Origin of the sequence: Demequina lignilytica, assembly GCF_030418305.1 — a bacterium.
Classification (GTDB): domain Bacteria; phylum Actinomycetota; class Actinomycetes; order Actinomycetales; family Demequinaceae; genus Demequina; species Demequina lignilytica.
Genome location: NZ_JAUHPX010000005.1, coordinates 93,721 through 119,228, shown reverse-complemented (window position 1 = coordinate 119,228; position 25,508 = coordinate 93,721). Strand labels below are relative to the sequence as shown.

The window sequence follows — 25,508 nt, the reverse complement described above, 5'->3', positions numbered from 1 at the left end:
GAAATGTCCGATTTGACTAGTCTTTTCTTCATGCCCCGCATCGATGCGAACCCCCAGGTCCCTCGGCGGCCCGAGCTCGACGCGACCGACCTGCCGCACGCTTGGTCCGGGCACCCGGACACGAGCCCGCTCCGGGCGCTCGACTTCTGGGTCGGGCTCCATCAGTACCGGGCGCAGGCTGTCGCCGCCGAGCACGTCGCGGAGGCCGCGGTGCCCACCGAGGAGCTGCCGGTCATGGACCGGCGGCAACGGGAGCAGGCGCGCGCGGCGCGCATCGCCGAGCTGGCCCGGCTGGTCCCGTTGCTCAAGGAGCTCGCGGCGGACCCGCGCGCTCCCATGCGCGTGACGAGCGCGACGTGCTTCTCGATCCTCGCGCGCGGGGGTCAGGCGCAGGCCGACCGCGAGGTGTGGCGGATCCTGCTGGGTCTCAGCAAGTACGACGACGACGCCGAGGTCCGAGCCGCCGCCGACGCCGCGCTCGCGGACCTCGAGCGCTTCGGGACGGTCGCGCACGCCTCCTGACGGCGCCGGACCGGACGGTTCAGGCCGCGGGGTCCGTGTAGAAGAGCTCCGCCTGGTCGAGGCCCTCCTCGAGCTCTTCGCCGCCGATCCACAGGGTGAGCTCGTGGGTGGCGGTCAGCGTCGGGTCGAGGATGTCCGCGGCGGGGTCCTCCTCGACCATGCTCCCCAACCACTCGAGCGTCAGGCCGCTGGTCAGCAGCACCGTGGTGTCGCCGACCGTCCAGCGCGCCTGGCAGCCCAGGGACCGCTGGGTCTCGGTCCACGCGGCGCAGCTCGGGCCGAACGTGGGCTCGCTGCCGACGGCCTCGCTGAAGGACGTCGTGATCGCCGCGAACGCGCCGGGGAGCCCGTCCGACTCCTCGAACGTCCAGCACCGCTCGGGCCGGGTGGTCGCGTCCTCGGACCAGTCCGTCTGGAGGTCGGCGCACTCGAGCTCGGCGACCCCGGCGGCGGCGCCGTCCCACGCGAGGGCGGCGTCGACCGCCCCCTGGTCGTCGGCGGAGCACCCCGCCAGCAGGGTCGCGGCGGCGAGGGCGCCGAGGATCGGGACGATGCGTCGCATGGCTCGAGCGTACGTGCTCCGGGGCCATGCACGGCATCGCGTGAGCAGCCCCCGGACGTCGGAGCCAGCGCCTACACTTCTCAGGTCATGGATGCGCTCTTCGATCTCGACGGCACGGTTCCGACCGAGCCCACGCCCGACCCGTCCGCCGAGCCCGCGCGCGTCTCGCCCGCGGACGCCTGGGAGCCGCCGCAGGAGCCGGACCCCGAGCCCTGGCCCGAGGACGACCACGGGCACGAGCCGGAGCCCGCGGACGCCTGGGTGCCGCCCGCGGCCGTGCCCGCCGCATCGTCCCGTCCGGCCGCCAACCGCCCGGCGCGCGGCGCATCGTCCCTGGTCGAGGGGCTCAATCCGCCGCAGGCGGAGGCCGTCCTCCACGAGGGGGAGGCGCTGCTCATCATCGCCGGCGCCGGCTCCGGCAAGACGCGGGTGCTGACGCACCGCATCGCGCACCTGCTCGAGGCCGGCCGCGCGCGGCCGCACCAGATCCTCGCCATCACGTTCACCAACAAGGCCGCGGGGGAGATGCGCGAGCGCGTCGCCGCGCTGGTCGGTCCCGAGGCCCGCGGGATGTGGGTCGCGACCTTCCACAGCGCGTGCGTGCGGATCCTGCGCGCGGACCACCAGCTCGCGGGGCTCAGCTCGAGCTTCTCCATCTACGACACGGCCGACTCGGTCAACCTGATGAAGCTCGTGATGAAGGAGCTGAACCTCGACCCCAAGAAGTTCACGCCGAAGGCGATCCTGGGACGCATCGGCAAGTTCAAGGACGAGCTGATCGACCCCGAGGTCGCGCTCGCCGGCGCCGCGATGGCGAGCAAGTTCTCGATCGAGCACGCCGCCGCCACCGCGTATCCGCTCTACCAGCGCCGTCTCGAGGCCGCCAACGCCGTCGACTTCGACGACATCATCGTGAAGACCGTGCGCCTGGTGCAGAACCATCCGCAGGTCGCGCGCGCCTACCGCGAGCGCTTCCGCCACATCCTGGTCGACGAGTACCAGGACACCAACCACGCGCAGTACGTGCTGGTGCGCGAGCTGGTGGGGCAGGAGGGCGACCCGAGCCTGCCGCCGAGCGAGCTGACGGTCGTGGGCGACGCCGACCAGTCGATCTACGCCTTCCGCGGCGCGACCATCCGCAACATCCTCGAGTTCGAGAAGGATTACCCGAACGCGCACATCGTGCGCCTCGAGCAGAACTACCGGTCGACGCAGAACATCCTCAGCGCCGCCAACGCGGTCATCGAGAACAACTCGGACCGCCGACCCAAGAACCTGTGGACCGACTCCGGCGCGGGGGAGAAGATCGCGGGCTACGCGGCCGACACCGAGCAGGAGGAGGCGCAGTACATCGCGAAGGAGATCCGACGCCTCATCGACGATGAGGGCGTCGCTCCGTCGGACGTCGCGATCATGTACCGCGCGAACGCGCAGTCCCGCGCCGTCGAGGAGCGGTTCATCCGCGCCGAGATCCCCTACAAGGTGATCGGCGGCACGCGCTTCTACGAGCGCAAGGAGATCAAGGACATGCTCGCGTACCTCGCCGCCGTGGTGAACGAGGACGACGACGTGGCCACCCGGCGCATCATCAACGAGCCCAAGCGGGGCATCGGCGACACCGCGGTCGAGGCCGTCGAGAGCGTGCGCCGCACGCTGGTCGCGGCGGGCGAGCAGGCGAGCTTCGGGACCGCGCTGCGGCGCCTGGACGATGCGGGGCTCCAGGCGCGCTCGGAGCGCGCGATCGGCGAGTTCGTGCGCCTGATGGACGACCTGCGAGCGCTGGCGCGGGACAACGGGCCCGCGGGCGTGCTCGACGCGATCGCCGACCGGTCCGGGCTGCTCGCCTCGCTGAGGTCGAGCGAGGACCCGCAGGACGCGAGCCGCATCGAGAACATCATGGAGCTCGTGGCGGTCGGGCGGGAGTTCTCCGAGGAGAACCCCGAGGGGACCCTCGCGGACTTCCTCGAGAAGGTCGCCCTGGTGGCGGACGCCGACCAGCTGCCGGACTCCGCCGGAGCCGGCGGCGTGGTGACGATGATGACCCTCCACACCGCCAAGGGCCTCGAGTTCCCCGTGGTGTTCCTCACCGGCATGGAGGACGGCACGTTCCCCCACATGCGGTCGATCGAGTCAGGCGACCCCAAGGACATGGAGGAGGAGCGCCGGCTCGCCTACGTGGGCCTCACGCGGGCGCGCGAGCGGCTGTACCTGACGCGCGCGGAGGCGCGGTCGAGCTGGGGCGCGCCGCAGTACTTCGGGGCGTCGCGGTTCGTCGACGAGATCCCGGCCGAGCTCATGGAGTGGACCCGCTCCACGCCCTCGATGGCGTCGCTGAGGGCGCGGTCCGACTCGGGCACGTCGCGCTCCGGCGCCTGGTCCGGGATGGGCTACGGCGGCAACCAGGACCGCGAGGACGGCAACTCCTACGCGCGCGCCGGGGCCGTGCGGACGCGCCGCGTGCCGCCGAGCCCGCCCGGCGCGGGCGGCGGCGACGTCGGCTTCGAGGTCGGCGAGCGCGTGCTGCACGACAAGTTCGGCATGGGCAAGGTGGTGGGCACCGAGGGGGTCGGGCGCAACGCCGTGGTGAAGGTCGACTTCGGCGGCGACGTCAAGCGTCTGGTGCTGCGCTTCAACTCGCTCGAGAAGCTCTGACGCGCCGCCGGCGGTGCGACCGCCACCGGCCGTGACGCCGCATCGTCCAGCCATTCCCGCCGTCCCTGGCACCCCACTAGGCTCGTCGCAGGACTCATCCCGGGGAGGATCATTCATGGATGCCAGGACGTCGAAGGTCTCGATCGTGGGAGCGGGCGCCGTGGGCGCGACCCTCGCCTACGCAGGGCTGATGCGCGGTTTCGCCCGCACCGTCGCCCTCTACGACATCAACAAGGCGAAGGTCGAGGCGGAGGCGCTCGACCTCGCCCAGGGCATCCAGTTCATGCCCGAGGCGACGGTGCTCGGCTCGAACGACGTGGGCGTGGTGGAGAACTCCGACGTGGTGGTCATCACCGCCGGCGCCAAGCAGCAGCCCGGCCAGTCGCGCATGGACCTGGCGGGCGCGACCATCTCGCTGATGGACAAGGTCCTGCCCCCGCTGCTCGAGGTCGCGCCGGACGCGATCTACATCCTCGTCACCAACCCGGTCGACGTGGTCACCCTCGCCGCCGTCAAGAAGTCCGGCATGGACCCGGCGCGCATGTTCGGCTCCGGCACCGCGCTCGACACCTCCCGGCTGCGCCACCAGATCGCCGCCGAATGCGACATCGCGGTGGGCAACGTGCACGCGTACATCGCGGGCGAGCACGGGGACTCCGAGGTCGCGCTCTGGTCGTCGGCGACCATCGGCGGTCAGCCGCTCATGGAGTGGCGTGACCGCGCGGGGAACGTCGTCATGACGGAGGAGGTGCGGGAGCGCATCCACCACGACGTCATGCGGTCGGCGTACACGATCATCGAGGGCAAGGGCGCGACCAACTACGCGATCGGCGCCGCTGGCGCGCGGATCGTCGAGGCGGTGCTCGGCGACCAGCGCCGGATCATGCCCGTCTCGACGCTCATCGACTACCCCGGCGTCGGCGAGGTCTGCATGTCGCTGCCCGCGGTGATCGGCCGCAACGGGATCGAGCACCACGCGACCGTGCCCATGGACGCCTCGGAGGAGGCGGCGCTGGAGGCGTCGGCGCGCTCGATCCGCGAGACCTTCGAGCGCTTCGCCGTCTGACGGACCGCGCATCGCAGCCCCGGACCGGATGACCGGTCCGGGGCTGCCTGGTCCTCAGCGCGCGACGGGCACGAGCGCGGGCTCGCGCTCCGGCCGGACCGGGGCGGGCTCGGCCTCGATGCGCATCTCGGGCAGCCACCCGAGGCCGCGCGGCAGGTACCAGTTCCAGCGGCCGAGCAGCGTCATCAGGGACGGCACCAGGACGGTGCGGACCACGGTCGCGTCGATGATGACCGCCGCGGCGAGCCCGAACCCCATCTGCGCGAACTCGGCCAGGTCGCCCAGGGCGAAGCCCGCGAACACCGCGACCATGATGAGGGCCGCGCCGGTGATGAGCGACCCCGTCCGGCTGACCCCGTGCACGACCGCCGCCTTGGTGGTGTCGCCCGCGTCGTGACGCTCCTTGATGCGTGTCAGCAGGAACACGTGGTAGTCCATCGACAGCCCGAACAGGACGGCGAACAGGAACAGCGGGATCCACGGCGCGATCGCCTCGGTGTGCGGCATGCCGAGCAGCTCGGCGCCCAGGCCCCACTGGAACACGATCACCATGAGGCCGTACGCGGCCGCTGCGCTGAGCAGGTTCAGGAGGATCGCCGTCGCGGGGATGACGATCGAGCGGAACGCGATCAGCAGCAGGACGAACGACGCGCCGAGCACCGCGAGGAGCACCCACGGCGTCGCCTCCGTGATCAGCCCCGTGAAGTCCAGGCCGCCCGCCTGGTCGCCGCCGACGTAGGCGTCGAGGCCGGTCCCGGCGATGTGGTCGCGCAGGTCGACGATCGCCTGCTCCGCCCGCGGGTCGGCCCCGCCGTAGACGTCCTTGGTGTCGATGAACGCCGCGTCACCTCGCACGTCGACCGTGGTCTCGGCGAAGCCCGGGGAGTCCTCGATCCACGCCGCCAGCTCCTCGACGGCGGCCGGGTCGGAGGAGGCGCCCTCGATGGCGACGACCGTGGACTCCCCGCCGAAGCCGAAGTCCTCCACGAGGACCTCGGACGCGACGCGGAACTCGTTGTCCGCGGGCAGCGCCTCGAGGCCGGGGAACGCGAGCCGGATGCCCGCGATCGGCGCCGCCAGCGCGACGAGCGCCACGAGCCCGGTCACGAGGCTCGCCACCGGGCGGCCCGTCACCACGCGGGCGATCCCGCGCCACGCGCGCGGCTCGCGCCCCGCGCGGCTGAGCGGGATGCGGCCCTTGTTCACGCGGGACCCCAGCAGGCGGAGGACCGCCGGCAGGAGCGTGAGCGCCGTGACGACCGACATGATCGCCGCGAGCATCGCGCCCGCCCCGAGGCTGCGCATCAGCGTGTTGGGCACCAGCAGCATGCCGGCGAGCGAGACCAGGACGGTGAGGCCCGAGAACAGGACCGCGCGGTTGGCGGTCGAGCCCGCGACGGTCACCGCGTCGAGCGGGCTGCGGCCGTGACCGAGCTCCTCGCGGAAGCGCTGCACGGTCACCAGCGTGTAGTCGACGCCGAGGGCGAGGCCCATCATCGTGATCATGTTCACGATGAAGAAGGAGAGGTCGAACGCGGCCCCCACCACGGCGGTGGCGCCGACCGCGGTCGTGATCGCCACCAGGCTCACCAGCAGCGGGATGCCGGCCGCGACGAGCGCGCCGAAGACGACGAGCAGGATGAGCACGGCGACGCCGATGCCGATCAGCTCGCCGCGCACCAGCGTGTCCTCCGCGAGCCCGTCGAACATCGCCTCTCCCGTGAGGGGGCCGTAGCTGGAGAACGTCGCGCCGTCGACGGCCAGGCCGTCGACCGCCGCGAGCAGGTCGGTGCCCGTGGCCTCGGGGTGATCGCGGTCGACCGTGATCTGGACCAGAGCGGAGCGGCCCGACTGCGAGGGCGCGGGCAGCACGGTCGCCGAGTCGACACCCGCGACGGTGGCCGTCGCGTCGGCCGCGGCGTCCGCGCCGGCCGCGAGCGCCGCCGGGTCGTCGGCCTGCACCACGACGGTCTCGGTGATCGGGCCGGTGCCGTCGCCGCGCTCGCGTGAGTCGATGGCCGCCGCCGTGTCCGACTCGGTGGTGACGAGGTTGCGGTCGGCCTGGGTGAGCGCGTCGCCCAGCCCTCCCGCGAGGACCACGGAGGCCGCGATGAGCACGACCCATCCGAGGATGGTGAGCCAGGGCCGTGAGGCCGAGGCCCGGGCGATCCGCCCGGTGAGTGCGATGGTCATGATGGAGTCCCCCTTCGGCCCCGCGGCGCCGGTCGGAGTCATGGTGCGCCGCTGTCTCCACGGTTCCGCGCCGACGGGGTCGGGCACAGCCCGCTCGAGAGCGAGATCGCTGCCCCGCGAGGGGGGTTCGTCCCCGGTGCGCGCGGGGGAGCACCCCTCGGGGATCCCCCGGACGGGGGAGTCGGGATCCGCCGTGCGGGCGTGGTGATGAAGGTCTGCACCAGGCACGATGAGGACATGAGCTTCCTGAGGTACCTCGCAGCGCCCTACTCGTCCCGCACCGCCGGCGAGCTCGGGTTCCTGCTGCTCGGACTGCCGATGGGGGTGGTCTGGTTCGTCTACGCGATCACCATGTACGCGGTGTCGCTGAGCCTGCTGATCGTCTGGGTCGGCTTCGCGGTGTTCGTCGCGACCCAGGTGTCGATGCGGTGGATCGGGGCGGTCGAGCGCGCCCAGGTGAACGGGCTGCTCGGCGTGCGCATCCCTCCCCCCGACGCCCGCCCGCGCTCCGACGCCCGGGTCTCGGCGGGCGCCAGGGCCGCGAGGTACACGCTCGAGCTCGCTCATGACGCCGCCGCGTGGCGCGTCCTCGCGTGGGTGTCCGTCCGGATCGTCACCGGCCCGGTCGGGTTCGCGATCGCCCTGGTCGCCGTGGTGCTGCCGCTGTCGCTCGTCGTGGCCTTCGGGCTGGTGCTCGGCTACGAGGTCGGCTGGATCGACGTCTCGACCGAGGCGACCGCCGAGGCCGCGCTCGACGCGGGCGGGTGGCGCTGGGGCTACGCAGCCCTGCCGCTCGCGCTCCTGATCACGCCCGCGCTGACGCTCGCGGCGCGCGCCTTCGCCTCCCTCCACCGTGCTCTCGCGCGCTGGGCGCTCGGCCCGCGCGTGAGCGCGGCCGCACGTGAGGCCACCGCTCGCGCGGAGCGGGCGGAGGCCCAGGTCCGCATCGACCAGGAGCTGCACGACAGCATCGGCCACATGATCACCATGAACGTGGTGCAGGCCGGGGCCGGGGCCCACGTGTTCGACTCCGACCCCGAGTTCGCCAGGCGCGCGCTGCAGAACATCGAGGAGCGCGGGCGTGCCGCCATGGGCGAGCTGGACCGGATCATCGCGACCATCCGTGGCGACGATGCGCCGCTCGCCCCGCTGCCCTCCGTCGAGCAGATCGAGGAGCTGGCGGGCGCGTCGAGGCGCGCCGGGGCCACGGTGACGTGCCGCGTCGATGCGGACGGGATCGCCGGCGCCCTGGGCCGGACCGCGTACGCCGTGGTCCGGGAGGCGCTCACCAACGCCGCGCGGCACGCGCCGGGCGCGCCGGTCGACGTGCTGGTCGCGCGGGATGGGGACGCTCTCGGGATCGCGGTGGTCAACGGCCCCGCCGCCGGAGTGCCCGCGCCGCGCGACCGGGCGGCGGGCGGGCGTGGCCTCGCCGGCATCCGCGACCGGGTGGGCCTGATGGGCGGCGTCGCCGCGCTGGGCCCCGAGGCTGGCGGCTTCGCCGTCCGCGCGCTGCTGCCGCTCGGCACGGAGATCGGGGCCGGCGAGCCCGGGTCGCCGTGGGCGGGGCTGCGTGCCAAGGTGGCGCCATGAGGATCGCGATCGTGGACGACGACCCGCTGGTGCGGATGGGGCTGCGCGCGATCATGGGGTCCGAGCCGGGGTGGGAGGTCGTGGGTGAGGCGGGCGACGGTGCCGCCGCGGTGGCCCTGGCGGCCCAGACGCGGCCCGACGTCATGCTCATGGACATCCGGATGCCCGGCATGGACGGGCTCGAGGCGACGCGCCGGATCCTCGCCTCGGTCCCCGGCGTCGCGGTCCTGGTGCTGACCACCTTCGAGGTCGACGAGTACGTCTTCGAGGCGCTGCGGTCGGGAGCGTCGGGGTTCGTGCTCAAGCGGGTGCCGCCCGCCGAGCTCATCGAGGCCGCCCGCGTCGTCGCCGCGGGGGAGTCCCTGCTGTTCCCCGCATCGACCCGCTCCGTGATCGAGCGCTTCGCCACGCGGGAGCCCGGCGGGACGCTGCCGGAGCTGACCGATCGCGAGCAGGATGTGCTGCGCGCGCTGGCGCGCGGACTGTCCAACGGCGAGATCGCCTCCGAGATGTTCGTGTCCGTCGAGACGGTGAAGTCCCATGTCGCCTCGATCCTCACCAAGCTCGGCGTGCGCGACCGCACGCAGGCGGTCATCGCGGCGTACGAGACCGGCTTCGTCGCGCCCGGGGAGACGGCGGGCTGATCTGTCCACCGCATCGTCGCCCACCTTTGGCGACAATTTTGTCGACATTTTTCGGGACCATGGTCCCGAAGCGTCGCCGGTCATGGGTAGGCTGACCTACGCACCATCGGACGCGCGCCGACGCGGGCGCGCACTCTCGCGTGAGGACAGTGCATGGACCTGTACGAGTACCAGGCGCGCGACATGTTCGAGAAGCACGGGGTCCCCGTGCTCCCTGGCATCGTCGCCACCACCCCCGCCGAGGCACGCGCCGCGGCCGAGCAGCTGGGAGGCGGCGTCTGCGTCGTCAAGGCCCAGGTCAAGACCGGAGGGCGAGGCAAGGCCGGCGGCGTCAAGCTCGCCCGCTCGCCCGAGGAGGCCGAGGCGCATGCCGCCGCGATCCTCGGCATGGACATCAAGGGTCACACCGTCCACCGGGTGATGATCGCCGCGGGCGCCGCGATCGCCGAGGAGTTCTACTTCTCCGTCCTGCTGGACCGCGCCGAGCGCCGCTACCTCGCGATGTGCTCGGTCGAGGGCGGCATGGAGATCGAGCAGCTCGCGGTCGAGCGGCCCGACGCGCTGGCGAAGGTCGCCGTGGACCCGCTGGTCGGCATCGACGCCGCGAAGGCCGCCGAGATCGTCGACGTCGCGGGCTTCCCGGAGGACCTGAAGGCGCCGGTCGCCGACGTGATCTCCCGGCTGTGGGACGTGTACAAGAACGAGGACGCGACCCTGGTCGAGGTCAACCCCCTGGTGCGCACCGAGGACGGGTCGATCATCGCCCTCGACGGCAAGGTCACCCTCGACGAGAACGCCGAGTTCCGCCACGAGGACCACGCCGCGCTCGAGGACAAGGCCGCGGCGAACCCGCTCGAGGCCAAGGCCAAGCACATGAACCTCAACTACGTGAAGCTCGACGGCTCCGTGGGGATCATCGGCAACGGCGCGGGCCTCGTGATGTCCACCCTGGACGTGGTCGCGTACGCGGGCGAGCAGTTCGGCGGCCAGAAGCCCGCGAACTTCCTCGACATCGGCGGCGGCGCCTCGGCCGAGGTGATGGCCAACGGCCTCGACGTGATCCTCCACGACGCGCAGGTGAAGTCGGTGTTCGTGAACGTGTTCGGCGGCATCACGTCGTGCGTCGCGGTCGCCGACGGCATCGTCGGGGCGCTGAAGGCGCTCGGCGACGAGGCCTCGAAGCCGCTGGTGGTCCGTCTCGACGGCAACGCCGTCGAGGAGGGGCGCGCGATCCTCGCCGCCGCGAACCACCCGCTCGTGACCATCGTCGACACCATGGACGGCGCCGCGGCCAAGGCCGCCGAGCTCGCCGCCGCGGCATCCTAAGGAGCAACGCAATGGCCATCTTCCTCACCGCAGAGTCCAAGGTGATCGTCCAGGGCATGACCGGCTCCGAGGGCATGAAGCACACGCAGCGCATGCTCGCGTCGGGCACCACCATCGTCGGCGGGGTCAACCCCCGCAAGGCGGGCACCGAGGTCGAGTTCCCCGCCGACGTGACCGTGCCGGTGTTCGGCACCGTCGCCGAGGCGATGGCAGCCACGGGCGCGGACGTCTCCGTGCTGTTCGTGCCGCCGCCGTTCACCAAGGCCGCCGTCATGGAGGCCGTCGACGCCGGCATGCCGCTCGTGGTGATCATCACCGAGGGCGTCCCGGTCGCGGACACGGCGGAGTTCTTCGCCTACGCCCAGGCGAAGGGCACGCGCCTGATCGGCCCGAACTGCCCGGGCCTCATCACGCCCGGCCAGTCCAACGTGGGCATCACGCCGGCCACCATCACGGGCCCCGGCAAGATCGGCCTGGTGTCGAAGTCCGGCACCCTGACCTACCAGATGCTCTTCGAGCTGCGCGACATCGGCTTCACCACCGCGGTCGGCATCGGCGGCGACCCGATCGTGGGCACCACCCACATCGACTGCCTCGAGGCCTTCGAGAACGACCCCGACACCGCCGCGATCGTCATGATCGGCGAGATCGGCGGCGACGCCGAGGAGCGGGCGGCGGCCTTCATCAAGGCCAACGTGACCAAGCCCGTCGTGGGCTACGTGGCGGGCTTCGAGGCGCCCGAGGGCAAGACGATGGGCCACGCCGGCGCCATCGTGTCGGGCTCCGCCGGCACGGCGCAGGCGAAGAAGGAGGCCCTCGAGGCCGCCGGCGTCAAGGTCGGCAAGACGCCGTCCGAGACCGCTCGCCTGATGCGGGAGATCCTCACCGCCTGATCACGGGTGGACGATGCGGGGGCCGGGCGCGCACGCGTCCGGCCCCCGTTCGCGTCCCTGCGCTGCAATGGCGGATCGGTGCACAGAACCGTCGAGTTCTGTGCACCGATCCTCCATTTCGCGGGATCGCCGCCGCGCGGCGGTCCGCCGCATCGTCCTCGACGCGCGCGACCATGGGTGCCATGCCCGCCGACGCACCCGCCCCCTCGCGCCTCGAGCGGCTGCGCGACGCGTTGCCCGGCTGGGCCGGCGGCCTCCTCACGGGCGTCCAGGGCGCGGTGCTGTCCTATCTGGTGGTCCTCGCGCCCGCCCTCGCGGCGATCGCCGGCGCCCCGAGCCTCGACGGCTCCGCGACGGTCGACTGGGGTGGCGCCTCGACGGTGGCGACCCACGTGTGGCTGCTCGGCCACGGCGTGCCGGTGGTGGCGGGCGGGGTCACGGTCTCCCTCGTGCCCCTGGGCCTGCCGCTGCTCAGCGGGCTGATCCTCGCGGGTGTCGCGCGGCGCTTCGCGACCAAGTCCTGGATCAGCTGGGCGCTGGCCTGCGCGTCCTTCGCATCGTCCGCGGGGCTCATCGCCGGGCTCGCGACGGCCGCGACCGACACCACGGGCGACTCCGTGGCGCGCGCGACGACGGTGGCCGCGGTGATCGCCGCGCCCGCGGTCGCGATCGGCATCTGGCGCGCCTACGGCGCACGCCTCCACCTGCTCGACCGCCTTCCGGGGGAGGTGCGCGGGGGACTGCGGCTCGGCCTCGCCACGCTCGGGCTGCTGTGGCTGGCCGCGGGGGCGCTGTCCGCCGCGTTCGCGGTGCTCGGACGGGTCGGCATCGCGGAGATGGCGACCGGGCTGGGCCTCGACCCCCTCGGTGCGGGCGCGCTCGCGATCGCCGAGCTCGCCTACGTGCCGACCATGGTCGCCTGGGGGCTGACGTGGCTGATCGGGCCCGGGTTCGTCGTGGGCGCCGGGTCGCTCTACGCGCCCGACACGCTCACCGCGGGCGCGGTGCCGGACGTGCCGCTGCTCGGCGCGCTCCCCACGGTCGCCGGCGGCTGGTGGGCGTGGGCGCCGGTCGGCGTGGTGGTGATCGCAGCGATCGTGAGGATCGCGCTGCGGTGGCGGCTGGGGATCGACTGGGCCTCGGCGCGTGCGGGCGGGGTGGCGCTGGCCTCGGTCGCCGTCGGCCTGACCGCGGTGACCGTGCTGTCGCGCGGGTCGCTCGGCGCCCCTCCGCTCGACGTCGCGGGAGCGGAGCCCGTGCCCGTCGTGATCCTGGGAACATCGCTCACCGCGCTCGGCTACGCCGCGGTCTGGGGGACGATGCTGCTGTGGCGGTGGGTCCGCGCACGCACCGGAGCCCCGGCTCCGGTGGTGCACGAGCCGGCGAGGGCCGGCACTACGGCGTCGTGAGGCCGAACCGCTCCATCAGCGAGACGATCGCGTCCTCGTAGTCCTGCTCGCACTGGCGCTGCGCCTGATGCGTGATCGCTCGCGCCTGGCACTCCGTGTACGCGTCGACGGGTCCGTGGAACACGAGCAGCACCACCCCGTACAGCAGCGCGATCGCGGACACCCCGATCCCGATCGCGAGCATCACCTTGAGCCCCACCAGCCGGGTGCTGCGGAGCATCACCAGGGCGACCACCATGGCCGCCGCGGTGGCGGGGGCGAGCAGCAGCGTCGCCAGCGCCCAGGTGGGTCCGAGGAGCAGGACGAGCATCGTCACCGCGAGCAGCCCGAGGCTCCAACGGACCGCCCGACGGGCGCCCTTTCCCACCTCGGGTGGGGCGGCGGGGCTGCGGTCCGGCATCGGTCTCCTCGGGTCGTGGTGGGAACCAGCATGCCGATAGGCTCGGCCTGTGACAAACCCGACCCGGCCCCGACGAGTCGTGGTGCTCGCCTCCGGTGCCGGATCCACCCTGCGCGCCGTGCTCGAGGCGGCCGCGGACGAGGCCTACGGCGCGCGTGTGGTCGCCGTCATCACGGATCAGGACGATGCGGGTGCGCTGGAGATCGCGCACGCCGCGGGGCTTGCGACCGCCGTGGTGAAGATGGCGGACTTCCCCGATCGTGCGACGTGGGACCAGGCTCTCGCCCGCGCGATCGGCTCGTTCGACCCGGACCTGGTGCTGCTCGCCGGCTTCATGCGGATCGTCGGCGCCCCGAGCCTCGAGCGGTTCGGCGGCCGGATGGTGAACACGCATCCCGCGCTCCTGCCGGCATACCCGGGCGCCCACGCGGTCCGCGACGCGCTCGCCGGCGGCGCGAAGGTCACGGGCTGCACCGTGATCATCGTCGACGCCGGGGTCGACACCGGGCCGATCGTCGCGCAGGCACCCGTCGAGGTCGCCGCCGACGACGACGAGGCCACGCTGCACGAGCGCATCAAGACCGTCGAGCGCCGACTGGTGGCTGACACCGTCGGGCGCATGGCCCGCGAGGGCTGGACTGTGAGCGGACGCACCGTCCGCATCGGAACCCCCACGTCCCAGGAGGACTCATGACCGAGCGTCAGCCCGTGCGGCGCGCCCTCATCTCCGTGTACGACAAGACCGGCATCGATGAGCTCGCGACCGCGCTCGCCCACGAGGGCGTCCAGATCGTCTCCACCGGCTCGACCGCGCAGCGCATCGCGGCGGCGGGCGTGGATGTCACCCCCGTCGAGGAGCTCACCGGCTTCCCCGAGTGCCTCGACGGCCGCGTCAAGACGCTCCACCCGAACGTCCACGCCGGCATCCTCGCCGACCGTCGGCTCGACTCTCACGTCGCCCAGCTCGCCGAGCTCGGCATCGAGGCCTTCGACCTGGTGGTGGTGAACCTCTACCCGTTCGCCGCGACCGTCGCCTCCGGGGCCGAGCCCGACGCGATCGTCGAGCAGATCGACATCGGCGGGCCGTCCATGGTGCGCGGCGCCGCCAAGAACCACGCGAGCGTCGCCGTGGTGGTCGATCCCGAGGACTACGAGCACGTGGCGAACTCGGTCGGCCACGGCGGGTTCACCCTCGCCGAGCGCACCGAGCTCGCGGTCAAGGCCTTCCGCCACACCGCCGAGTACGACGTCCAGGTCGCGTCCTGGCTGGGCAGCACCCAGGCGCCGGACGATGCGGGGACGGGCCTGCCCGGCTGGATCGGCGCATCGTTCACCCGCCAGGCCGCCCTGCGCTACGGCGAGAACCCGCACCAGAGCGCGGCGCTCTACGCCGACGGCTCCGGCGCGGGCATCGCGGGCGCGCGCCAGCTCCACGGCAAGGAGATGTCGTTCAACAACTACGTGGACGCCGATGCGGCCGTGCGTGCCGCCTACGACCACGACGGCGCCGCGGTCGCCGTGATCAAGCACGCGAACCCGTGCGGCATCGCGGTGGGGGAGTCGATCGCCGAGGCGCACGCGAAGGCGCACGCGACCGACCCGGTCAGCGCGTTCGGGGGAGTGATCGCCGCGAACCGCACCCTGACGGCCGATGCCGCGCGCCAGATCGCCGAGATCTTCACGGAGGTCGTGGTCGCGCCGTCGTACGAGGACGAGGCCGTCGAGATCCTCGCCAAGAAGAAGAACCTGCGGATCCTCGAGATCGATCCCGTCCCGCTCGTGGCCGAGTGGCGGCGCGTGAGCGGCGGCCTGCTGGTGCAGGCGGCCGACGCGATCGACGCGCCGGGCGACCCGGCCTCGACGTGGCAGCACGTCGCGGGCCCCGCCGCCGACGAGGCCACGCTCGCGGACCTCGAGTTCGCGTGGCGGGCCTGCCGAGCGGTCAAGTCGAACGCGATCCTGCTGGCCAAGGACGGCGCGGCCGTCGGCATCGGCATGGGGCAGGTCAACCGCGTCGACTCGTGCCGGCTCGCGGTGAGCCGCGCGGGCGAGGAGCGCGCGACGGGCGCGGTGGCCGCCTCCGACGCGTTCTTCCCCTTCGCCGACGGCCTGCAGGTGCTCATCGACGGCGGTGTCCGCGCGGTCGCCTCGCCGGGCGGATCGGTCCGGGATGCCGAGGTCATCGCCGCCGCCGAGGCTGCGGGGATCACGCTGTACCACACCGGTACCAGGCACTTCTTCCACTAGGAGCCGCGATGTCCGAGCCGCTCGCCCCCGTGCGCGTCGCCGTGACGGCGGCGGTCGCGTGCGTGCTCATCGCGCTGTCGGGGCTGGTGATCGGTGTCGACCTCGCGGTGCTGGCGCTCGCGGCCTTCGCCGCCGCCGGTGCCGTCGCGCGGGTCGTGACCCCGATGGGGCGCGCGTTCGCGGTGCGGCGGCGCGCGATCGACGTCGCCGTGCTGGCGTTCCTCGCGATCGGGCTCGCCTTCCTCGGGTTCACCACGCCGCTCGCCTGAACCGGCACGGCGGCCCGGCCCGGGCATCGTCCCGCGCCGCGCGCGCCGGGCTCCGAGATGGAGAACGGGTGCCCGAAACCTCTCGGTTTCGGGCACCCGTTCTCCATTTCGGCGAACCAGGGTCGCCCTGGGGTGGCCGCCGCGTCAGCGCTCCTCGATGATCTCCACGACCTCGATCTCCTCGACCACCATCGCCTGCTGGTGGCTCAGCAGGTCCTCCTCGGGGCCGAAGGCGCGGAACAGCAGGCCCACGATCGCGGCCCCCACCAGCGGCCCGAGCCACCAGGCCCACAGCTGGGTCAGCGCCCAGGTGTCGGAGAACAGCGCGATCCCGCTCGCGCGCGCGGGGTTGAGCGCGGCGTTCGTGAACGGGATGGTCCACATGATCATGAGGAACAGCGCGATGCCGATGCTGACCGGCGCCAGGTTCTTGGTCGAGCGCGCGGAGGTCGCGGCGAGGATCACACCCACGAACACCGCGGTGCCGAGCACCTCGGCGATGAGCCCGGCCCCGAGGCCGAACTGGGTCGGGGAGTGCTCGCCGTAGCCGATCGCGACGGTGTCCATCAGCGCGCGCCCGTCGGAGACGTTCGGGTTCGCGGAGATGAGGGCCCACAGGGTCGCGCCGCCCGCGGAGGCGCCCACCACCTGGGCCAGGATGTACGGGGCGACGTCGCGGCCGGGGAAGCGGCCGGCGATCCAGGCGGCCAGGGTCACCGCCGGGTTCACGTGGCCGCCCGTGGTGCGCCCGATCGCGACGATGATCACCCACAGCGAGAAGCCGAACGCCGCGCCCACCGTGATGCGGGTCTCGGAGAACGCCGAGGTGAACAGCGCCACCCCCAGCGACAGCGTGACGAGCAGGAACGTGCCGAGAGCCTCGAGCACCATGCGGGTGACGAGGCTCGGGCCGGCGGGCTCCACCTCGGGAGCGGCCAGGTCGAGGTCCTCGTGGAAGATCGTGTCGTCGTCGTCGATGGGCGCGTTGCTCATGGGTCCTCCCAGGGCTCCGGCGCATCCGGACGATGCGCACCAGTCGCATCGTGGCACGACGTCGCGCGGGTCGCTCGGCGACCCGCGGGATCGGGGACCTTGGTCCTCCCGCGGTGGACTAGCCTAAGGAGCACCGCATCTAGGTTGTGAGGACAGCGCATGGCGAAGATCAAGGTCGAAGGCAAGGTCGTCGAGCTCGATGGCGACGAGATGACGCGGATCATCTGGCAGTTCATCAAGGACCGCCTGATCCACCCCTACCTCGACGTGGACCTCGAGTACTACGACCTCGGCATCGAGTCGCGCGACGCGACCGACGACCAGATCACCATCGACGCGGCCAACGCCATCAAGAACCACGGCGTCGGCGTGAAGTGCGCGACCATCACGCCGGACGAGGCGCGGGTCGAGGAGTTCGGCCTCAAGCGCATGTACGTCAGCCCCAACGGCACCATCCGCAACATCCTCGGCGGCGTGGTGTTCCGCGAGCCGATCATCATCTCGAACATCCCCCGCCTGGTGCCCGGCTGGACCAAGCCGATCGTCATCGGCCGTCACGCGCACGGCGACCAGTACAAGGCCACGAACTTCAAGGTGCCCGGCGCCGGCAAGCTCACCGTGACCTTCACCCCCGAGGACGGCTCGGAGCCGATCGAGCACGTGGTCGCCAACTACGGTGCGGACGGCGGCGTCGCGATGGGCATGTACAACTTCAACAAGTCCATCGAGGACTTCGCGCGCGCCTCCTTCGCGTACGGCCTGCAGCGCGGCTACCCGGTGTACCTGTCGACCAAGAACACGATCCTCAAGGCCTACGACGGCCAGTTCAAGGACATCTTCGCGGACGTGTTCGAGAAGGAGTACAAGGCGCAGTTCGACGCGGCCGGGATCACCTACGAGCACCGCCTGATCGACGACATGGTCGCGGCGGCGATGAAGTGGGAGGGCGGCTACGTCTGGGCCTGCAAGAACTACGACGGCGACGTCCAGTCCGACACCGTCGCGCAGGGCTTCGGCTCGCTGGGCCTGATGACCTCGGTGCTGATGACGCCGGACGGGAAGACCGTCGAGGCCGAGGCCGCGCACGGCACCGTGACCCGCCACTTCCGCCAGCACCAGCAGGGCAAGCCCACCTCCACCAACCCGATCGCCTCGATCTTCGCGTGGACCGGCGGCCTCAAGCACCGCGGCAAGCTGGACGGCACCCCCGAGGTGATCGGCTTCGCCGAGACCCTCGAGGACGTGATCGTGAAGTCCGTCGAGGGCGGCGCGATGACCAAGGACCTCGCCCTGCTGGTCGGCCCCGATCAGGAGTGGCAGACCACCGAGGAGTTCCTCGCGACGCTCGACGCGAACCTCTCGGCGCGCCTGGCCTAGCAGGCGGGACGATGCGCCCGCCGCCGGCGCATCGTCCACCACCGAGGCGGCGCATCGTCCCACCTCATCCCCGACGCAAGGAGTCACGACGACGTGAGCACCACCCCTGTCAATGTCACCGTCACCGGAGCGGCAGGCCAGATCGGCTACGCCCTCCTGTTCCGCATCGCCTCGGGTGCGATGCTCGGGCCGGACACCCCGGTCCGCCTGCGCCTCCTGGAGATCCCGCAGGCCGTGAAGGCCGCCGAGGGCACCGCGATGGAGCTCGACGACTGCGCCTTCCCGCTGCTCGACGGCGTGGACATCTTCGACGATGCGACGGCCGCGTTCGACGGCGTCAACGTGGCGCTGCTCGTGGGCGCGCGCCCGCGCGGCCCGGGCATGGAGCGCGGTGACCTGCTGGCGGCCAACGGCGGGATCTTCGGCCCGCAGGGGGCGGCCATCAACGCGGGCGCGGCGGACGACGTGCGCGTGCTCGTCGTGGGCAACCCGGCGAACACGAACGCGCTGATCGCCGCGTCGAGCGCCCCCGACGTGCCGACCGAGCGCTTCACCGCGATGATGCGGCTCGACCACAACCGCGCGCTCGCGCAGCTGGCGCAGAAGACCGGCACGGGCGTGGCCGACGTCACGAACGTCACCATCTGGGGCAACCACTCCGCGAAGCAGTATCCGGACGTGGCGCACGCGACCATCGGCGGCCGCCCGGCCCCCGAGGTGATCGGCGACGACGCGTGGGTCACGGACACCTTCATCCCGACCGTCGCCAAGCGCGGCGCGGCGATCATCGACGCCCGCGGCGCCTCGTCAGCCGCCTCCGCCGCCAACGCGGCCATCGACCACGTGCGCGACTGGGTGCTCGGGACGCCCGCGGGCGAGTGGACGTCGGTCGGCATGGTGTCCGACGGCTCGTACGGCGTGCCCGAGGGCCTCATCTCCGGCTTCCCCGCGGTGTCGACGGGAGGCGCGTGGGAGATCGTGCAGGGCCTGTCCGTCTCCGAGACCGCTCAGGCGGGGATCGATGTGTCCGTGGGCGAGCTGACCGAGGAGCGCGACGCCGTCAAGGAGCTCGGGCTGATCTAGCGGAGCGTGCGGGTCGCGGGCGTCAGCGCGCCCGCGACCGCGGCGCGAAGAAACCCGAGCGGGCCGCGCCAGGCGCAGCGTCGGGCCGCTCGTAGCCGAACATCCGATAGTCCTCGGCGAAGTAGTCGGCCACGAGCTTGCGCGCGGAGTCGTTGACCTCGATGTCGGAGCTGCGGACGCCTCCGACGTCGGAGCCCGCGTGCGCCTGGGGGATCTCGGTCGGCAGCTCGAGACCGGTCAGGCCCGCGAGATCGGCGAGACCCGCCTCGACGCCGTCCTCAAGCCGGTAGACGCGCGACGCCCGGACGATGAACTCGTGCTGGGGACGCATGTGGTTGTCGAAGATGTACGGGTTGGCGTGGGCGCCCTCGATGGCGGAGCGGAGCCAGCCCTCGAAGGCCTTGGCGCCGGGGTCGATCTCGTCGGCGCTCCGGTTGCGCCAGATGTACTCGGAGACCATGCGGGACAGCGGGTCGCGCACGAAGGTGAAGACGGCGTCGAAGCGATCGAGTCGGAAGGTCGCCTCGATCACCGCGGCCTCGATGTGCTGGGGCGTGGTGCGGCGGTAGTAGTTCACCGAGCCGCGGCGCATGTTGCCGTCGAGCATCCCCACGCTCCAGCCGGAGCTGCGGAACGCGTCCTCGACGGAACCGCCGCCGTTCTTCGGGATGTGGACGAAGAAGATCCCAGCTCCATCCTTGCGCAGCAGTGGCATGTCCTGACCTCTCTCGGCGGGAACCGCCGCCGGCGATGGGGATAGGTCGCACGGCTCAGGTCGGCGCCGGCGGACGCGTCCACTCTAGCCGTCTCCGACGCGCGTCACCGGCGTCGGGGAGTCCCCGTGAGCCGACCGCCGGGGTATCCGGATTCCGTAGACTTGCCCGCATGTCCTTCGGCCTGCAGCGGATCAGATCCACTCCCAGCCTCCTCCGGCGCCTTCTCCACCGGCTGCCCGCGAGCACGCGCACCCAGCTGTCCGAGGCCAAGCGCCGGGCCCGCCGGGACTGGTTGATCGAGCGGCCGAGACGCGCCACGCGCAGGGCGCGTCGCCGGGCTCAGGTCCGGGCGAAGCTCCGGTCGCTGCCGCTGCGCGACCAGGTGATCTACGAGAGCAACTACGGGGCCGGCGTGCTCTGCAACCCGGAGGCGATCTTCCGGACGCTGCACGCGGACCCGGCGTACGGCCGACTGTCGCACGTGTGGGTGCTGAAGAACGGGCGGACCGCACGTGGCGTCCAGCAGGAGTTCGCGTCCGACCCGCGGGTGCGGTTCGTCCGTTACGGCTCCTGGGAGTACATCCGTGAGATGTACCGCTCGCGCTACCTGGTCAATAACTCGACGTGGCCGACGCACTTCTCCAAGCGGCCCGGTCAGGTCTATGTGAACACCTGGCACGGCACGCCGCTCAAGCACATGGGCTACGACATGCCGGACGGTGCGCTCCAGTCCGCCAACACCTTGCGGAACTTCCTCATGGCGGACTACCTGGTCTCGCCGAACGAGCACACGACCCGCCGCATGTACCTCGACGCCTATCGCCTCGACGGCGTGTTCACCGGAACGATCATCGAGACCGGCTACCCGCGGGTCGACCGGTCGCTGCGCATGGCCGACGACAGGCGGTCGGCGCGGGAGTGGCTGGAGCAGTTCGGAGTCGCGTGTCCCGATGGTCCGACGACCGTGCTCTTCGCGCCGACGTGGCGAGGCGCGTCGTTCAGCTCGCCGCAGGACGACGCGGAGGAGGTCGCGGACACGGTGCTCGAGCTGCAGGAGCTCCTCGGTGACGACTTCTTCGTCATGCTCAAGGTGCACCCGCAGGTCGCGGACGGCGTCGCGGCGCTCCCCGACCTGGTCGGACGTCTGGTGGGCAACGATGCGCCGACAGCCGGCGCCCTCGCCGCCGCCGACGTCCTCGTGACGGACTACTCGTCCATCTTCTTCGACTACCTTCCGCTTCGCCGCCCGCTCGTCTTCTTCGTGCCCGACTCGGACGACTACCAGCGTGGGCGTGGCACCTACCTCCCGGTCGAGTCGCTTCCCGGAAGCACGGTGTCGACGCTCGAGGATCTTGCCGGCGCGGTGCGTGACGCAGTCACCGAGCCCGCGCTGGCCCCCGGCCTCGAGGACTTCGCGGACCGGTTCGCTCCCTACGAGGACGGCGACGCCTCGTCCCGTGTGGTCGATGTGGTGTTCGGGGGAGCGAAGCGGCTCGACGTGGGCGCGTTGGTCACCGCCGGACGAACGAAGCCGCGCATGATGATCCACCTCGGGGGGATGCTGCCCAACGGGATCACCGCGTCGGCTCTCAACCTGGTCCGCAACCTCGACTACGACACCTTCGACATCACGGTCAACGTGCCGTGGCCCAAGGGCGAGAGCCAGGAGGAGCTGATCCGCGGGATCGATCCTCGAGCCAGGATCGTGTTCACCTTCGACGGGGTGGCGGAGGAGCCGTACCGCGTGCCGCTGCGCCGCCTCCGCCGTCGCGTGGTCCCGTTCGGCTCGCCGCCGAGGCGCGCGCGCGTCACACGCGCATTCTCGGCCGAGTGGCGGCGCATCTTCGGAGACGCCCAGTTCGACGCCGTGGTCGACTTCTCGGGGTACTCGCCGCGCCACGCCGGACTGATGCTCGGCGCGCCGGGCGGCCGCACCAGCATCTGGTTGCACAACGACATCGCAGCGGATCAGCTCAGGACCGTGCTGGGAAAGCAGCCTCACTACGTGAGCCTCGCGCAGACGATCAGCCTCTATCCGCACTACGACAGCCTGGTCTCCGTCTCCGACGCTCTCGCGGAGGTGAACAGGGAGTCGCTCGGGACGCCGGCGACCCGGCGGCGGTTCCTCGCAGCCCACAACGTGATCGATGCGCAGCGCATCCTCGCCGGAGCGGGTCCGGACGCCGTGAGGGCGGAGGTCGAGGCGTCGAGCGCCGCGGGCCTTCCCCGTCGGGTCCTTGCGGCCCGGGAGCGAGCGCTCGCGCCAGTCGACCGGCGCAAGGTGTTCGTGTCGGTCGGGAGGCTGAGCACGGAGAAGAACCACGCCCGTCTGCTCGAGGCCTTCTCGATCGTCGTCGCCCGGCATCCTGACAGCCGCCTGGTGATCGTCGGCGACGGCCCGCTCCGCAACACGATTCGCGGACTCGTGCGCGGGCTCGGCCTCGTCGGGCACGTCGACATGGTCGGGCATACGTCCAACCCGTTCGCCTACATCGCCAACGCGGGCTGCCTCACGATGAGCTCCGACCACGAGGGGCAGCCGATGGTGATCCTCGAGGCGCGAGTCCTCGGGCTGCCGGTGGTGACGACGCGATTCTCGTCCGCCGACTCCGCCGTCGATTCGAGCTTTGGCCTGATCGTCGACCAGGACGCGAGCGCGCTCGCCGAGGGGATGCTGGCCTACCTCGAGGGGAAGGTCCCGTCGGCGCCGTTCGACTACGACAGCTACAACCGGCAGTGCCTGCGAGAGTTCTACTCCGCGACCGGCATGTGGGAGTTCGTCGCCGACCGTTTCGAGCCGACCTCCGCGTAGGGCACCGAGCGGCTCGGCTGTCGCCCCCAGGATCGTGCGCGCGCCAGGGGCGTCCGGTCGACGCTTGAGGTCGCGGGCCTCGCTCCTGGCGGTGCGGACGCCGGATCGCGTCGACCTGGGCCCTAGGTCACGGAGCGGTAACGATCCCGAAAGTTGCCGTTCAGGTCTTGTCTTTTGATTGTTAGTACTCTTTACTAACAAACATGGCTCCTGAGGTCACCCCCGCGACGCAGCCGTCGCCCGCCCGCCAGCGACGGTTCGCCTCCGTCGCTCGCCAGGACGCGCGGCTGACGCCGGAGCGCGCCCGCAGCCACAACCGGGCCCTCGTGCTCCAGGAGCTGTACCGCCCGGGCAACCTCAGCCGCGCGGACCTCGCCCGCGCCGTGGGTCTCACCCGCGTCACCATCTCCGACCTGGTCGCGGACCTCATCGAGGAGGGCCTGGTCGTCGAGCTCGGCCAGCGCGCCGACTCCCGTCCCGGCAAGCCCGCGACCCTGCTCGACATCAACCGCTCCGGCTTCTCGATCGTCGCGCTCGACCTGTCGTACGACAGCCTGTTCCGCGGCGTGGTCACCGACCTCGACGGCGTGGTGCTGGTGCGCGACCAGCTGAGCGTTCCCGGCGTCACCGGCGACGCGGCGGTCGACGCGGTCGCCCAGCTCCTCGCCCGCCTGGCCGACCGCGCCCCCGCCGCGATCCTCGGCGTCGGCGTCGGGAGCCCCGGCATCGTCGACCAGGGCGGCACCGTCCTCTCCGCCCCCAACCTCGGCTGGTCCGACCTCCCCCTGCAGACGATCCTCGCCGAGCGCAGCGGCCTGCCCGTCACGGTCGCGAACGACGCGAACGCCGCCGCGCTCGCCGAGCGCACGTTCGGCGGCGTGCAGGACGACTCGATCCTGGTCCGCGTCGGCCGCGGAGTCGGCTCCGGCCTGATCGTCGGCGGCACCCTGGTGCAGGGCGCGCACTCGGCGGCGGGCGAGCTCGGCCACGTGGTGGTCGGCACCGACGGCGGCGAGCTGTGCGCATGCGGCAAGGTGGGCTGCCTCGAGACCTGGCTCGCGATCCCGCGCCTCCAGTCGCGTCTCGAGGGCGTGGCGGACGATGCGGCCCGCGCCGTCGCGCTCGCCGCGGCGGGGGAGCGGCTCGGCATCGCCCTCGCGCCCGTGGTGGGCGCGCTCAACCTTGCCGAGGTGGTCCTGTCGGGACCCCTCGACACGCTCGACGGGACGCTGCTCGCGGCGACCGCCGACACCATCCGTGCCCGCACCATGGCCGACTCCCACGGGGGTCCCACGGTGCGGATGACCACGCTGGGACGCGACATCGTCGTGCTCGGCGCCGCGGTCATGGTCCTCACCGGACAGCTCGGGGTCTCGTAGGCCCCGGAACCCGCTGCGGCCCCGGCCCAGCACCCCACACAGAAAAGGAACTGGCAATGAAGAAGACGATGCTCGGGATGGTCGCGTTCGCGACTGCCGGCGCACTCGCCCTCGCGGGCTGTTCGTCGTCCGGCGACGAGACCGCCTCCTCGGCGGAGCCCACCACCGGCGGCTCCGCCACGGGTGCGGGCGCCGAGGACATCACCCTGTGGCTGATGGGCACGGACACCCCCGACGACCTGATCGACTACCTGAAGACCACCTACGCGGACCAGAACGGCGGCACCCTCACCGTCGAGCAGATCGGCTGGGGCGATGCGATCGCGTCGCTCACCACCGCGCTGCCCGACTCGGCGAACACGCCCGACGTCACGGAGATCGGCAACACCCAGGCCGCGACCTTCACCACGGTGGGCGCGTTCATGGACATCTCCGACATGTACGACGAGCTGGGCGGCGACTCGCTGCTCCAGGGCTTCGTCGAGGCGGGCTCGGTCGGCGACACCGCCTACGCCCTCCCGTACTACTTCGGCTCGCGCCTCGCGTTCTACCGCAAGGACATCTACGCTGCGGGCGGCCAGGAGGTCCCGACCACCCTCGCCGAGTTCACCGAGGTCAACAAGGCGCTCAAGGACGCCGGCGTCGGCGGCTCCTACACCCCGGGTCAGGACTGGCGCTCGGGCATCGCGTGGATCTTCGCGAACGGCGGCGACATCGCGACGTTCGACGGCTCCGCGTGGACCGCGTCGCTGTCCTCGCCCGAGTCGGTCGCCGGCATGGAGATGTGGCAGGAGCTGTTCGTCGAGTCGTCGGTGGCCACCGCGACCGACACCGACGCGAACTCGTACCTCGCGATCAACGACGAGTTCCTCCCCGGCATCCCCGCCGCGACCACGCTCGCGCCGAGCTGGGCCGCCTGCTGCCTCGGCGACATCGCCGACGACGACACGGTGACCTGGAACGACGAGAAGTTCGGCGCGTTCGTGCTGCCCGGCGTCGACGGCGGCGCGGCCCCGGTCTTCGCCGGTGGCTCGAACATCGCCATCTCGGCGACCACCACGCACCCCGAGGGCGCCAAGGAGCTCATGCGCATCCTGTTCTCCGCGGACTACCAGGGCATGCTGGCCGAGGCGGGCATGGGTCCCGGCAACCTCGACTACGCCGACGCGTACACCTCCCAGAGCCCGATGAACGCGCTGGCCTTCGAGGCGGCGTCGAGCTCGAAGCTGACCCCGGCGGCGCCGGGCTGGGCGGCCGTCGAGAACGCCACGCTGATGGAGCAGTACTTCCAGGCCGTGGCGGAGGGTGGCGACGTCGCGACGCTCGCCGCCGAGTACGACGAGAAGATCAACGCCCTCATCAACGGCTGATC

General features: G+C 72.0%; 21 protein-coding genes. 16 read left to right on the top strand and 5 right to left on the bottom strand.

The annotated features are described in order from the left end of the window. The first annotated feature begins 30 nt into the window (after window positions 1-30). Window positions 31-522 (top strand): hypothetical protein, encoded by a 492-nt coding sequence (locus QQX10_RS09315; protein WP_301119714.1) that lies wholly within the window; start codon window positions 31-33, stop codon window positions 520-522. 19 nt (window positions 523-541) lie between these two features. Here QQX10_RS09315 and QQX10_RS09310 read toward each other — a convergent pair whose 3' ends face one another. Beyond that, complete coding sequence (locus tag QQX10_RS09310) at window positions 542-1,084, bottom strand: hypothetical protein (RefSeq protein ID WP_301119715.1); 543 nt, start codon at window positions 1,082-1,084, stop codon at window positions 542-544. Between the two features lie 87 nt (window positions 1,085-1,171). Here QQX10_RS09310 and pcrA point away from each other — a divergent pair, with 87 nt between their 5' ends. Both pcrA and QQX10_RS09300 read left to right on the top strand, forming a co-directional pair. Then, entirely contained in the window at window positions 1,172-3,736 is a 2,565-nt protein-coding gene (pcrA, locus tag QQX10_RS09305) for a DNA helicase PcrA (protein ID WP_301119716.1), read from the top strand. Between the two features lie 115 nt (window positions 3,737-3,851). Next, entirely contained in the window at window positions 3,852-4,802 is a 951-nt protein-coding gene (locus QQX10_RS09300) for an L-lactate dehydrogenase (RefSeq protein WP_301119717.1), read from the top strand. 54 nt (window positions 4,803-4,856) lie between these two features. On the opposite strand, the gene QQX10_RS09295 is transcribed toward QQX10_RS09300, so the two are convergent. Then, the gene (locus QQX10_RS09295; RefSeq protein WP_301119719.1) at window positions 4,857-6,995 is read right to left on the bottom strand and encodes an MMPL family transporter; all 2,139 of its coding nucleotides are present in this window, start codon (window positions 6,993-6,995) and stop codon (window positions 4,857-4,859) included. 237 nt (window positions 6,996-7,232) lie between these two features. On the opposite strand from QQX10_RS09295, the gene QQX10_RS09290 reads away from it, so the two are divergent. The 5 genes from QQX10_RS09290 (at window position 7,233) to QQX10_RS09270 (ending at window position 12,860) form a co-directional block, all read left to right on the top strand. Continuing rightward, window positions 7,233-8,588, top strand: coding sequence for a sensor histidine kinase (locus QQX10_RS09290; RefSeq protein WP_301119720.1), 1,356 nt, complete (start codon window positions 7,233-7,235; stop codon window positions 8,586-8,588). Further along, complete coding sequence (locus QQX10_RS09285) at window positions 8,585-9,232, top strand: response regulator transcription factor (RefSeq protein WP_301119721.1); 648 nt, start codon at window positions 8,585-8,587, stop codon at window positions 9,230-9,232. The genes QQX10_RS09290 and QQX10_RS09285 overlap by 4 nt, the downstream gene beginning before the upstream one ends. Window positions 9,233-9,385: 153 nt before the next feature. Next, a complete protein-coding gene (gene sucC / locus QQX10_RS09280; RefSeq protein ID WP_301119723.1) occupies window positions 9,386-10,558 on the top strand; it encodes an ADP-forming succinate--CoA ligase subunit beta in 1,173 nt (390 codons plus the stop codon). A gap of 11 nt (window positions 10,559-10,569) precedes the next feature. Continuing rightward, on the top strand, window positions 10,570-11,451 hold the full coding sequence (gene sucD / locus QQX10_RS09275) for a succinate--CoA ligase subunit alpha (protein ID WP_301119725.1): 882 nt from the start codon (window positions 10,570-10,572) through the stop codon (window positions 11,449-11,451). Window positions 11,452-11,633: 182 nt separating this feature from the next. Next, window positions 11,634-12,860 (top strand): cell division protein PerM, encoded by a 1,227-nt coding sequence (locus QQX10_RS09270; protein WP_301119727.1) that lies wholly within the window; start codon window positions 11,634-11,636, stop codon window positions 12,858-12,860. Here the strand turns inward: QQX10_RS09270 and QQX10_RS09265 are convergent. Next, window positions 12,847-13,260, bottom strand: coding sequence for a hypothetical protein (locus QQX10_RS09265; RefSeq protein ID WP_301119730.1), 414 nt, complete (start codon window positions 13,258-13,260; stop codon window positions 12,847-12,849). The genes QQX10_RS09270 and QQX10_RS09265 overlap by 14 nt on opposite strands. A 49-nt stretch (window positions 13,261-13,309) precedes the next feature. Here QQX10_RS09265 and purN point away from each other — a divergent pair, with 49 nt between their 5' ends. Genes purN through QQX10_RS09250 form a run of 3 tightly spaced genes read left to right on the top strand, consistent with a single transcriptional unit; the run spans window position 13,310 to window position 15,776 of the window. Next, a complete protein-coding gene (gene purN, locus QQX10_RS09260; protein WP_301119732.1) occupies window positions 13,310-13,954 on the top strand; it encodes a phosphoribosylglycinamide formyltransferase in 645 nt (214 codons plus the stop codon). Next, a complete protein-coding gene (gene purH, locus QQX10_RS09255; protein WP_301119740.1) occupies window positions 13,951-15,507 on the top strand; it encodes a bifunctional phosphoribosylaminoimidazolecarboxamide formyltransferase/IMP cyclohydrolase in 1,557 nt (518 codons plus the stop codon). The genes purN and purH overlap by 4 nt, the downstream gene beginning before the upstream one ends. An 8-nt stretch (window positions 15,508-15,515) precedes the next feature. After that, on the top strand, window positions 15,516-15,776 hold the full coding sequence (locus QQX10_RS09250) for a DUF3017 domain-containing protein (RefSeq protein WP_301119742.1): 261 nt from the start codon (window positions 15,516-15,518) through the stop codon (window positions 15,774-15,776). Window positions 15,777-15,920: 144 nt separating this feature from the next. Here the strand turns inward: QQX10_RS09250 and QQX10_RS09245 are convergent, their stop codons facing one another. After that, window positions 15,921-16,769 (bottom strand): aquaporin, encoded by an 849-nt coding sequence (locus QQX10_RS09245; RefSeq protein ID WP_301119744.1) that lies wholly within the window; start codon window positions 16,767-16,769, stop codon window positions 15,921-15,923. Between the two features lie 159 nt (window positions 16,770-16,928). Between QQX10_RS09245 and QQX10_RS09240 the strand changes: the two genes are divergently transcribed. Next, a complete protein-coding gene (locus tag QQX10_RS09240; protein WP_301119746.1) occupies window positions 16,929-18,146 on the top strand; it encodes an NADP-dependent isocitrate dehydrogenase in 1,218 nt (405 codons plus the stop codon). Window positions 18,147-18,239: 93 nt separating this feature from the next. Continuing rightward, complete coding sequence (locus QQX10_RS09235; protein WP_301119748.1) at window positions 18,240-19,229, top strand: malate dehydrogenase; 990 nt, start codon at window positions 18,240-18,242, stop codon at window positions 19,227-19,229. 22 nt (window positions 19,230-19,251) lie between these two features. On the opposite strand, the gene QQX10_RS09230 is transcribed toward QQX10_RS09235, so the two are convergent. Continuing rightward, window positions 19,252-19,944: a sulfotransferase family 2 domain-containing protein gene (locus tag QQX10_RS09230; protein WP_301119750.1), complete on the bottom strand. Its 693-nt coding sequence runs from the start codon at window positions 19,942-19,944 to the stop codon at window positions 19,252-19,254. 170 nt (window positions 19,945-20,114) lie between these two features. On the opposite strand from QQX10_RS09230, the gene QQX10_RS09225 reads away from it, so the two are divergent. The 3 genes from QQX10_RS09225 (at window position 20,115) to QQX10_RS09215 (ending at window position 25,506) form a co-directional block, all read left to right on the top strand. Then, window positions 20,115-22,757: a glycosyltransferase gene (locus tag QQX10_RS09225; protein WP_301119753.1), complete on the top strand. Its 2,643-nt coding sequence runs from the start codon at window positions 20,115-20,117 to the stop codon at window positions 22,755-22,757. A gap of 203 nt (window positions 22,758-22,960) precedes the next feature. After that, window positions 22,961-24,136 (top strand): ROK family transcriptional regulator, encoded by a 1,176-nt coding sequence (locus QQX10_RS09220; RefSeq protein ID WP_301119755.1) that lies wholly within the window; start codon window positions 22,961-22,963, stop codon window positions 24,134-24,136. A gap of 56 nt (window positions 24,137-24,192) precedes the next feature. Then, a complete protein-coding gene (locus tag QQX10_RS09215; RefSeq protein ID WP_301119757.1) occupies window positions 24,193-25,506 on the top strand; it encodes an extracellular solute-binding protein in 1,314 nt (437 codons plus the stop codon). The last annotated feature ends 2 nt before the right edge of the window (window positions 25,507-25,508 follow it).